The following is a 10,256-nucleotide window of genomic DNA, read 5'->3' as shown; positions in this document are numbered from 1 at the left end:
CTGACTGGGACGCCAGGGGTGCGGGGGGGCGGGTGCCGCGGGGTGGCGGGACGGGGCTGCAGACCTCGGACTCCCGCACGCCCAGGCAGCTGAAAAACCCGGGGGGGGAGGGGTGGGGTGGGGGCGGGGGGGGGAGGGGCCCCCGGGGAGGGGTGAGTGTTCGGCTGGCGGGGAAGCGGAGCGCCCGTCTCGCCCGCTCAGGAACGCGAAGGGGCCTTCGCGTCAGCCGCCCCCTCCGCGTCAGCCGCCCCCTCCGCCTTCCCCTCAGCCACAGGTTCCGCCCCCGCAGCCTCAGTCGGCACGCCCGCACCTGCGGCCTCGGTCGGCGACTCCGTACCGGTGGCCTCGGCGGCAGCGTCCGCACCTGCAGCCTCGTCCGCCGTACCCGCAGCCTCAGCCGCTGCGTCCGTACCAGCTGCCTTAGCCGACGTGCCCGTGTGCGTGGGCTCGGTCGGGGTGGCCAAGCCCTCCGGGGGGATGCCCAGGGCGGCGTCGCGGGCGGCTTCGGCTTCGCGGCGGAAGAGGCGGAACCACATGAAGAGCACGAAGCCAGCGAAGACGAACCACTCGCCGGTGTAGCCGAGGTTCTGGAACGCCTTGAGGTCGAGGCCGCTGCCCTCGGCCGCGGTCGGCGGTACGGCCTTCAGCGGGGCCTGGGCGTCGGAGACGGTGATCCACGCGTCGTACACGTCGTACGGCACGATGTTGACCAGCGACGCCGCGCTGATCATGCCGAGCTGGCCGTGCGGCAGGCCGCCGCCGGTCTGGACGCCCTGCGTGCCCTGGTTCTCCGATGCCTGCAGCGCACCGGTGACGGTCACCTCGCCGCGGGGCGGCGCCGGCACCTTCGCCGTGTCGGCCTTCGAGTCCGCGTCGCCCGGCAGCCAGCCGCGTACGACGGGCAGCGCCCGGCCGCCGTCCGTGCGCAGCATCGTGAGTACGTAGAAGCCGGTGCGCTCGCCGAGCTGCCGGTCGGGGACGAGCAGCTGGTGACCGGTGTCGTAGTGCCCGGTCGCGCTGGCGCGCCGGCCCGAGGTGTTCTTGTCGACGGGCAGCAGCTGCGTCACCGGGCGGGCGGCCGCGGCCTTGGCGTCGGCCGCCCGGTGTTCCTGCTGCTGGTGCGTGTCGACGCGGTCCTCGAAGCGGCTCAGCTGCCAGCTGCCCATGAAGATGCACACGGGGATCGCCAGCAGGACGAAGACGTTGATTCCCCACCATCGCGGGGTGAGCAGGAACCGGTACACACCATCAAAGGTACGGGCACGTGCCTCGTACCCGGACGGCGGGCCCGTATCCCGACCGTCGTCCGAGGCCATGCCGTATCCCGCATCACGGTCGCCCGAGGCCATGCCCGAATCCCGCGCACCACGGTCGTCCGAGGCCATGCCCGTATCCCGTGCACCACGGTCGTACGGGGCCGTGGCCGTTCCCGACCGTCACCCGGCCGTTACTGCGCCGGGAGGGCTCCGGTCCGGTACACCGTGCCCGCGCACGCGTCGTTGATCGTGGTGGATGCGGCGGCCGGCTCGCCGGCCTCCGGGGTGTGGCTGACCGCCACGCTGGCGGCCTGCGTGCCGCCGTCCCCTGCGCTCTCGTTGCCGCCGCCCGCCTGGTCGCCGCCGCCCTCGGCGGAGGTGGTGTTGGCCGGCTCGCCGGAGCCCGCGCCCTCCGAGCTGCCGGGCGTCGGCGTACCGGGTGCCGCGCAGCCCGAGGGCCCGCCGCCCTCTGCCGGGATCCAGGCGAACTTCACCTCGTACGCCTCGCCGGGCTTGAGCACCAGCTGGCCGGGGGCCGCCGCGGGGTCCGGCAGGCCGGTCGCGGCGTCGCCCGCGGTGTGGTCGACGACCTGGACACGGGACGCGTCGGCGCTGCCCTGGGCGACGGCGGTGACGCTGCCGCCGCCGTCGACGGAGCAGGCCGTGGTGGAGACGTTGACGATCCGGAGGGTGCCGTAGACGCGGCCTTCGGCGTCGGCCGCGGCGACGCTGGCGCTGCCGTTGCCGAGCTGGGAGCGGAGGCAGGCCGGGGAGGTGACGTCCATCGTCGCGGCCGGGTCGGCGGCGGGGCCACCGGGCTGCTCGCTCGCCCCGTCCTTCGCCTTGCCCTTGTCCTTGCCGGTCTTCTTGCCGTCCTTGGTGCCCGGCTCGCCGTCCTTGCCGGCCGGGCGGTCGCTCTCGTGGCGGGCGGCGCCGCCGTGCGTACCGCCGGTGGTGAAGTGCGCCCGGGAGCTGCTGGCGGCGTTGGCGCTGCGGTCGGCGTCGTCCCCGCCGTTGGCGACGTGCAGCATGGCGGGCATGGCCGTACCGCCGAAGATCAGTACGGCGGCGGCGCCTGCCACGGCGTGCCGACGGCGCCGGCGGCGGGCCGGTACCGCGCGGCGGAGGTGTTCGAGGGAGTCGGGGGACGGTTCGAGGTCGCGGACGGCGGACTGCAGGAGGTTGCGCAGCTCCTCCTCGGCGTCGCCGCCCTGGCCACCATCACCGCCGTGTTCGCCGTCACCTGCGCGATCGTCAGGTCCGGCAAGGCCGCCAGGCCCGCCAAGCCCATCAGGCCCGCCAAGCCCACCGAGGTCGCGAAGGCCGGCGGAAGCACCGAATGCGCCGAGGCCGCCGTCCCGCCCGGTCTCTCCCTCGGCGCCCTTGGCTCCCTCGGCTCCCTTGGCACCGTTGTCATCCGCCGCGTCCGGGCCCTGCAGGCCGTCCGGGCCGTGCGGGTCGTTCGCTTCCTGCGGGCCGTCCGGACCATCCGGGCCCTGCAGGTCGTGCGGGCCCGTCGAGCCGTTGGACTCGGGCTCGTTCGGGCCGTACTGCTTGCTGGTCATGCCGGAGCCTCCATGGCGACGCGCAGCGCCGCGATACCCCGTGAGCCGTACGCCTTTACCGAGCCGAGCGATATGCCCAGCGTCTCGGCGACCTGCGCCTCGGTCATGTCGGCGAAGTACCGCAGCACGAGGACTTCGCGCTGGCGCCGTTGCAGACCGCGCATCGCCTTGATCAATTGGTCCCGCTCCAGCTGTTCGTACGCGCCCTCTTCGGCGCTCGCCATGTCCGGCATCGGCTTGGACAGCAGCTTCAGTCCGAGGATGCGGCGGCGCAGCGCGGAGCGGGAGAGGTTGACGACCGTCTGCCGCAGGTAGGCGAGGGTCTTCTCGGGGTCGCGCACACGTCCGCGCGCGGAGTGCACGCGGATGAACGCCTCTTGGACGACGTCCTCGCAGGACGCGGTGTCGTCCAGGAGCAGCGCGGCGAGACCGAGCAGGGAGCGGTAGTGCGCTCTGTAGGTCTCGGTGAGGTGGTCGACTGTGGTGCCCGCTGCCATCGCCTCGTCAGCGTTCCCGTGCGGGGACGGCGCCTGCGAGGGGCGCGCGGCGGGCCAGGGCGCGATCACCGGCATGCCACCGGGGATGCGAGTACGCGGCGGCCGCGCCACAGCCGTGCCGCCTGTGCCCCCTGGGCCGATCGCGATGCCGAGTACCTCTGCCACGCCTGTTGGACACGCTTCCCCCCGTCAGGGTTGTACGCGCAAGGCACCGTTTTTGGCGATGCGTTGAATGCCCTCATGCGTACCAGCTCTTCCTTGATGCCCCATATTGCCCGTGCCCGTATGGGCGGTATTACGCACTTACCGCGGCCCTCGTGAGACCTTCGTCGTGCGCCGCGTGGGCGCGTCGCCGAACCGTGCCGTGCCGAACGCCCAGGAAGGGCGGCGACAAAGACGCTCCCCGCGCGGCTGCGGTTGCAGCACGACGGGGAGCGAATAGTCGAACGGAACATCGATACAGCTCGCGTGACCAGCATCGACGATCCGCTCACAGGACTTTCACAAGTCCTCGAATTATTACCTACGGCGCCAGGTCTTGGGGAGTGGGTCCTTCGAGTTTCAAGTACCTGGCCCGCCTGCACAGCCGCCCGCGCAGCCGCCCAGCAGCTGTCCGCCGGATGCCCGCCTCGCGCAGCTACCTCTCAGCCGCCCTTGGCCCGCCCGGCCCTCTCGGCCCCCAGCGCCAGCCGACCGCCAGCCGCCCGTGGCCCGTGGCCCGCCCGGCCCTCTCAGCTGCCCGGCCCCGGCTGACCTCGGCTACTGCTCAGCTTCCCGTCAGCTCCGCCGCCACCAGTTCGGCGATCTGGGCGGTGTTCAGGGCCGCGCCCTTGCGGAGGTTGTCGCCGCAGACGAAGAGTTCGAGCGCGAGCGGGTCGTCCAGGGAGCGGCGCACCCGGCCGACCCAGGCCGGGTCCGTGCCGACCGCGTCCGTGGGGGTGGGGAACTCGCCCTCCTCGGGGTCGTCGCAGAGGACGACTCCCGGCGCGGCGGCCAGGATCTCGTGCGCGCCGGCCACCGTGACCTCGCGCTCGAAGCGCGCGTGCACGGCCAGCGAGTGGGTGGTGATCACCGGTACGCGGACGCAGGTCGCGGTGACCCGCAGCTCCGGCAGGCCGAGGACCTTGCGGGACTCGTGGCGTACCGCCAGTTCTTCGGAGGACCAGCCGTCCTCCTGGAGGGTGCCGGCCCACGGCACGACGTTCAGCGCCATCGGCGCGGGGAACGGCCCGAGGTCGTCGCCGACCGCCCGCCGGACGTCGCCGGGTGAGGTGCCCAGTTCCGTGCCGGACACCGCGGAGAGCTGGCTGCGCAGCGCGTCGACGCCGGCCCGGCCGGCGCCGGAGACGGCCTGGTAGGAGGAGACGACCAGCTCGCTGAGGCCGTACTCGGCGTGCAGCGCGCCCAGCGCGACGATCATCGAGAGCGTCGTGCAGTTCGGGCTGGCGATGATGGAGCGCGGCCGTACGCGGGCGGCGCGCGCGTTGACCTCCGGTACGACCAGCGGAACGTCCGGGTCCGTACGGAAGGCGGCGGAGTCGTCGACGACCACGGCGCCCTTGGCGGCGGCGACCGGCGCCCACTCCGCCGAGACCTCGTCGGGCCCGGTGAAGAGCGCGATGTCGATGTCGTCGAAGACCTCTTCGGCGAGCTCCAGGACCTCGGTCTCCACACCCCGTACGGTCAGCTTGCGCTCCGCCGGCGGCTCCTGGTCCGTCCTGCTGCCCGCTGCCGCCCGGCGGGCCGGGGGCGCGGCGATCAGCCGTACCTCGCCCCAGATGTCGGCGCGCTCGGAGAGTATGCCGAGCAGCACGCCGCCGACGACGCCAGTGGCGCCGACGACGGCGAGGTTGGGCCTGCGGGCCGCACGGTCGTCCGGGCGGCCCGCACGGGCCGCCGCCGTCGGACCCTCGTCCGGCAGCGGCGTCCCATGGGCCGGTGACGGCAGCACGTCCGCTGCCGGTACCGGCCCATCAGCCGAGGTCATCGGCCGGTGCCGCCATAGACCACGGCCTCGTCGGAATCGGTGTCGAGACCAAACGCGCTGTGGACGGCCTGCACGGCCTCGTTGACGTCGTCGGCGCGGGTGACGACCGAGATGCGGATCTCGGAGGTCGAGATGAGCTCGATGTTCACGCCCGCGTTGGACAGCGCCTCGAAGAAGCCGGCGGTGACGCCGGGGTTGGTCTTCATGCCCGCGCCGACCAGCGAGATCTTCGCGATCTGGTCGTCGTAGCGGAGCGAGTCGAAGCCGACGGACGGCTTGGTCTTCTCCAGGGCCGCGATGGCCTTGCGGCCCTCGGTCTTCGGCAGGGTGAAGGAGATGTCGGTCAGGCCCGTCGACGCGGCCGAGACGTTCTGCACGACCATGTCGATGTTGATCTCGGCGTCCGCGATGGCCCGGAAGATCGTCGCGGCCTCGCCCGGCTTGTCCGGGACGCCCACGACCGTGACCTTCGCCTCGGAGGTGTCGTGCGCGACGCCCGAGATGATCGCCTGCTCCATCGGCTGGTCCCCTTGCGGTTCGTTGCTGACCCACGTACCCCGAAGCCCCGAGAAGGAGGACCGGACGTGGATCGGGATGTTGTAACGGCGTGCGTACTCGACGCAGCGGTGCAGCAGCACCTTGGAACCGGAGCTGGCCAGCTCCAGCATGTCCTCGAAAGAGATCCAGTCGATCTTGCGGGCCTTCTTCACGACCCGCGGGTCGGCGGTGAAGACACCGTCGACGTCGGTGTAGATCTCACAGACGTCCGCATTCAGCGCGGCGGCCAGCGCGACGGCGGTCGTGTCCGAGCCGCCGCGGCCCAGGGTGGTGATGTCCTTCTTGTCCTGGGACACGCCCTGGAAGCCGGCGACGATCGCGATGTTGCCCTCGTCGACGGACGTCTGGATCCGGCCCGGCGTGACATCGATGATCCGTGCCTTGTTGTGCACGGAGTCCGTTATGACGCCGGCCTGGCTGCCGGTGAAGGACTGCGCCTCGTGTCCGAGGTTTTTGATCGCCATCGCCAGCAGGGCCATGGAGATCCGCTCTCCGGCGGTCAGCAGCATGTCGAACTCGCGGCCCGAAGGCATCGGGGAAACTTCCCCCGCGAGATCGATCAGCTCGTCCGTCGTGTCGCCCATCGCGGAGACCACTACGACAACCTGGTTGCCGTTCTTCTTGGCCTCGACGATTCGCTTGGCAACGCGCTTGATGCCCTCGGCATCCGCAACGGATGAGCCGCCGTACTTCTGCACGACAAGGCCCACGTGTGCTCGCTCCTCGCAACTGTCTGTCGGATCCCCGTGGCCTGCGGATTCCGCAGGTCTGCGGGCGTTTCCGGACCCCCGGGTTCAGGGGCCATGCGGTCGGCTCAGTCTATCGAGCAGGCGGAATCCGCCTCGCCAATACCACATCGTGAGACACATTGCTCATAACCTGATCGAAACGGTCGGCGTGTCGGTCGCGTCCGACCGCAGCGCCCACCGCCCTGACCCGGTACGAGCCGTCCGTGTCCTTCTTTCCGAGTATCTCCCGAAACGGCCGGCGTGGCGCTCCGTCGCGCCCGCTCGGCAAGCCACCTGCCCGCTCCGGCCGGGAGCACACGGAAACCACCCCGAAACGTAAGCCAGCTCACAGGGCGCACGGCGTTAGGCGGGGGCGGGCCAGGGCACGAGGGGGCGCGTGCGTACGCCTTGCGGGCCTGCAGGACGGCCGCGTATGGCCCGCAGGGGGATACGGGACGGCCGCGTACCGCCCCGTACGGGGACGCCGGGTGCGGCCCCGTACGCGTACGCCGGGCCCCGTGCCCCCTGCCCCGTCCCTCAGCCCTGGCGCAGGCCGAGCGGGCCGGCGATCTCCGCCGCCATCACCTTCCCGGCCTCTTCCTCCAGGTTGCCGCCGCCGTCGGCGCCCGTGTCCGTGTCCAGGCCGTCCAGCTCGTCCAGCGGCTGGTCCAGGCGGACGTGCGCGACCAGCGACTGCAGGGCGCGCAGCGCGGCGCTCGCGGTGGGCCCCCAGTTCGACAGGTACGAGAACTGCCACCACCACAGGGCCTCGGTGACCCGCCCGGCCCGGTAGTGCGCGAGGCCGTGCCGCAGGTCGGTGATGATGTCGGCGAGGTCGTCGGAGATCCGGCAGGCCACCGGCGCGCTGCGCGGTACGTACGGGTCGAACAGCTCGTTGTAGACGTCCACCGGGTCCAGCAGCGCGGCGAACCGCTCCCGCAGCTCGTCCACGTCCGGCTCCGGACCGACGTCCGGCTCGTACCGCTCGTCGGGAACGATGTCCTCGTGGGCGCCCAGCCGGCCGCCGGTGAGCAGCAGCTGGGAGATCTCCAGGAGCAGGAAGGGCACCGCGCTGTCCGGTTCGTCGCCGCGTGCCACTTCCGTGACCGCCACGATGAAGCTCTCGACCGAGTCGGAGATCTGTACGGCGAAGTCGTCGGGGTTCTGGGTGGCGTTGTGCAACGTGGGATCAGACATCGAGAAGTCTCCGTCCTTCGAAGGCCCGCCCGAGCGTGACCTCGTCGGCATACTCCAGATCGCCCCCGACCGGCAGGCCGCTGGCCAGGCGCGTCACCTTCAGTCCCATGGGCTTGATCATGCGCGCGAGGTACGTGGCGGTGGCCTCGCCTTCCAGGTTCGGATCGGTGGCCAGGATCAGCTCGCCGACGGTGCCGTCGGCGAGCCGGGCCAGCAGCTCCCTGATCCGAAGATCGTCCGGGCCCACGCCCTCGATGGGGCTGATCGCCCCGCCCAGTACGTGGTACCGGCCGCGGAACTCCCGCGTCCGTTCGATCGCGACGACGTCCTTGGGCTCCTCGACGACGCAGATGACCGAGGGGTCCCGGCGCGGGTCACGGCAGACCTGGCACTGCTCGTCCTGTGCGACGTTGCCGCACACGGCGCAGAACCGGACCTTCGCCTTGACCTCCATCAGTGCGTTCGCCAGCCGCCGGACGTCGGTCGGCTCGGCCTGGAGGACATGGAAGGCGATCCGCTGCGCGCTCTTGGGACCGACGCCGGGCAGCCGCCCCAGCTCGTCGATCAGGTCCTGGACCACGCCTTCGTACACGGAAAGCTCTCTCCCTTGTCCGCACTGCTCCGTACGCTAGTTGCCCTCCCGCTCGAACGGGAGGTTTCGGCTCCCCGAGGAGGGAACCTGCCGGAAGTCTTGGCCTGCCGGCCTTCCGGTCTTCTTCTGTTCTTCCCCGGCGGGGCCGGGGGTGGACCGGGTCTCTGGGTCCGGTCCATTCGGGTCGGGCCGTCTGGGCCGTCTGCGCCGGGTCCCCGGTCCGGTCCGGTCCGTCTGGGCCGGGTCCCCGATCCGATCCGGTCCGTCCGGGCCGATTCGGGTCCGCCGGTCTTGCGTGGCGGGCCCGGGGGGGCGGGCCGGGCTCCGGCGGGGCCGGGCCGGCTTCGGGGGCCGGATCGGCTCCGGGGTCGGGCCCGGCCCCTGGAGTCCGGCGGCTCCGGAGTTCCGGCCCGAAGCCTCCTCGCCCACCTACAAGATCGGCGCCTTCGCCCGCCCTGACCGGCCGCTTCGCCGGTCCGGCCTCAGAAGGGGAGGCCCGGGATGCCGCTGCCGCCGCCGAGGCCCTGCGCGAGCGGGCCCAGCTTGTCCTGCTGGAGCTTCGCGGCCGCGGCGTTGGCGTCCTGGACCGCCGCGATGACGAGGTCCGCGAGGGTCTCGGCCGTCTCCTCGGGGGAGGCCGCCTCGGGGTCGACCGCCTTGGGGTCGATCTCCAGGCCCTTCAGCTCACCGGCGCCGGTCACGGTCGCCTTGACGAGGCCACCGCCGGCCGACCCCGACACGGGCGTCTGCGCCAGCTCCTGCTGGGCCGCCGCGAGGTCCTGCTGCATCTTCTGGGCCTGCTGGAGCAGCTGCTGCATATCGGGCTGACCACCGGGGATCACTGCGGACTCCTGCCGTACGACTACAAATGGGTGCGGTAGCCCGAGCCTACGTGCTCCAGCAGGATGACGCCCTACGTCGCGGGGAGGAGCACGGATGTGCCCCTCGACGCCGCACCTCCGGACCGGCCGCGGACGCTGCGGCGATTACGGAACGCGACGCCTGGCGCCAGGTACGACTACGCAAAGCGACCGGTTACGGACCTCTGGCGAGCACACGCCGACGCGTCGACGCGGCGCCAAGTGACGGCCCGACGCGGCGGCATCGTGCCGCCACGAGGTGGTGGCACGAGGTGGTGGCACGAGGTGGTGGCACGAGACCCGCACCCGACGGCCCGACGCTGCCGCCTACGCCTCGCACCTGGCCGTACGCGGTCACGCGCCCCGCGCAAGCCGCTTCGCGGGCCGTCTTCCTCGGCCGCCCGCGGTCACTCGTTGTTGTACTCCTCTATGACCGTCGCACCCAGCTCGCGCACGATGAGGTCGTAGCCGCTGAGCGCGGAGTCGACGAGGTCGGCGTCGTCCTCGGCCGGCATGTCGTCCTCGATCGACACCGGCGGGGGCTCCGGCTCGCGGTACTCCGGCTCCGCTGCCGGTGCCTGCTGGGCCCCGGCCGAGGCCACGGCCTGCCGCGCCCGCTGCGCGCCCTGGCCGCCGCCGTAACCACCGCCCTGGTCCGGCGGGCTCTGTGCCGGCGCCGGGGCGGGGGCCGCTGCGGGCTGCTGCTGCGGCGGTCCGGCAGGCGCCCCGCCGCCGTAACCACCGCCGCCGAAGCCGCCACCGGCACCGCCCGTACCGCCACCGCCGAAGCCACCGCCGCGCGGGGCCTGGCCGCCACCCGGCGGGTTGGCACCGCCGGACGGGTCGATGATCGCCTCGACTCGCCACTGCACGCCGAACCGTTCGGCCAGCGCCTCCCGCAGTACGTCCTCACTGCCGCCGTTCGCGAAGCTGTCGCGCGCTCCGGCGTTGGGGAAGCCGACCTGCAGCGTCGTCCCGTCGAACCCGGCCACCTGGGCGTTCTGGCTGAGCAGGAT

The 10,256-nt window shown here is 72.3% G+C and carries 8 protein-coding genes and 1 pseudogene; all 9 read right to left on the bottom strand.

Annotation, left to right across the window (positions count from 1 at the left end; translation table 11 throughout):
- Positions 1 to 197: 197 nt before the first annotated feature.
- Positions 198 to 1,244 (bottom strand): SURF1 family protein, encoded by a 1,047-nt coding sequence (locus tag C3486_RS35285; RefSeq protein WP_103836949.1) that lies wholly within the window; start codon positions 1,242 to 1,244, stop codon positions 198 to 200.
- A gap of 203 nt (positions 1,245 to 1,447) precedes the next feature.
- Positions 1,448 to 2,821: a DUF4232 domain-containing protein gene (locus C3486_RS38445; RefSeq protein ID WP_258053191.1), complete on the bottom strand. Its 1,374-nt coding sequence runs from the start codon at positions 2,819 to 2,821 to the stop codon at positions 1,448 to 1,450.
- A complete protein-coding gene (locus C3486_RS35275; RefSeq protein ID WP_103836948.1) occupies positions 2,818 to 3,483 on the bottom strand; it encodes a SigE family RNA polymerase sigma factor in 666 nt (221 codons plus the stop codon). The genes C3486_RS38445 and C3486_RS35275 overlap by 4 nt, the downstream gene beginning before the upstream one ends.
- Before the next feature lie 601 nt (positions 3,484 to 4,084).
- Positions 4,085 to 5,305: an aspartate-semialdehyde dehydrogenase gene (locus tag C3486_RS35270; RefSeq protein WP_103836947.1), complete on the bottom strand. Its 1,221-nt coding sequence runs from the start codon at positions 5,303 to 5,305 to the stop codon at positions 4,085 to 4,087.
- Complete coding sequence (locus C3486_RS35265) at positions 5,302 to 6,573, bottom strand: aspartate kinase (RefSeq protein WP_103836946.1); 1,272 nt, start codon at positions 6,571 to 6,573, stop codon at positions 5,302 to 5,304. The genes C3486_RS35270 and C3486_RS35265 overlap by 4 nt, the downstream gene beginning before the upstream one ends.
- A gap of 555 nt (positions 6,574 to 7,128) precedes the next feature.
- Positions 7,129 to 7,788 carry a DUF5063 domain-containing protein gene (locus tag C3486_RS35260; RefSeq protein ID WP_103836945.1) on the bottom strand — a complete coding sequence of 220 codons (660 nt, stop codon included), beginning with the start codon at positions 7,786 to 7,788 and terminating at the stop codon, positions 7,129 to 7,131.
- The gene (gene recR / locus C3486_RS35255; RefSeq protein WP_030615727.1) at positions 7,781 to 8,380 is read right to left on the bottom strand and encodes a recombination mediator RecR; all 600 of its coding nucleotides are present in this window, start codon (positions 8,378 to 8,380) and stop codon (positions 7,781 to 7,783) included. Before recR ends, C3486_RS35260 begins: the two co-directional genes overlap by 8 nt.
- Before the next feature lie 482 nt (positions 8,381 to 8,862).
- A complete protein-coding gene (locus tag C3486_RS35250) occupies positions 8,863 to 9,222 on the bottom strand; it encodes a YbaB/EbfC family nucleoid-associated protein (protein WP_078888598.1) in 360 nt (119 codons plus the stop codon).
- A 425-nt stretch (positions 9,223 to 9,647) separates the two neighbouring features.
- Positions 9,648 to 10,256: pseudogene (locus C3486_RS35245) on the bottom strand (DNA polymerase III subunit gamma and tau); the annotation flags it as partial.

This window comes from Streptomyces sp. Ru73, assembly GCF_002920575.1.
Lineage (GTDB): Bacteria > Actinomycetota > Actinomycetes > Streptomycetales > Streptomycetaceae > Streptomyces.
The sequence above is the reverse complement of the archived record's forward strand: the minus strand, read 5'-3'. Positions and strand labels throughout refer to the sequence as shown.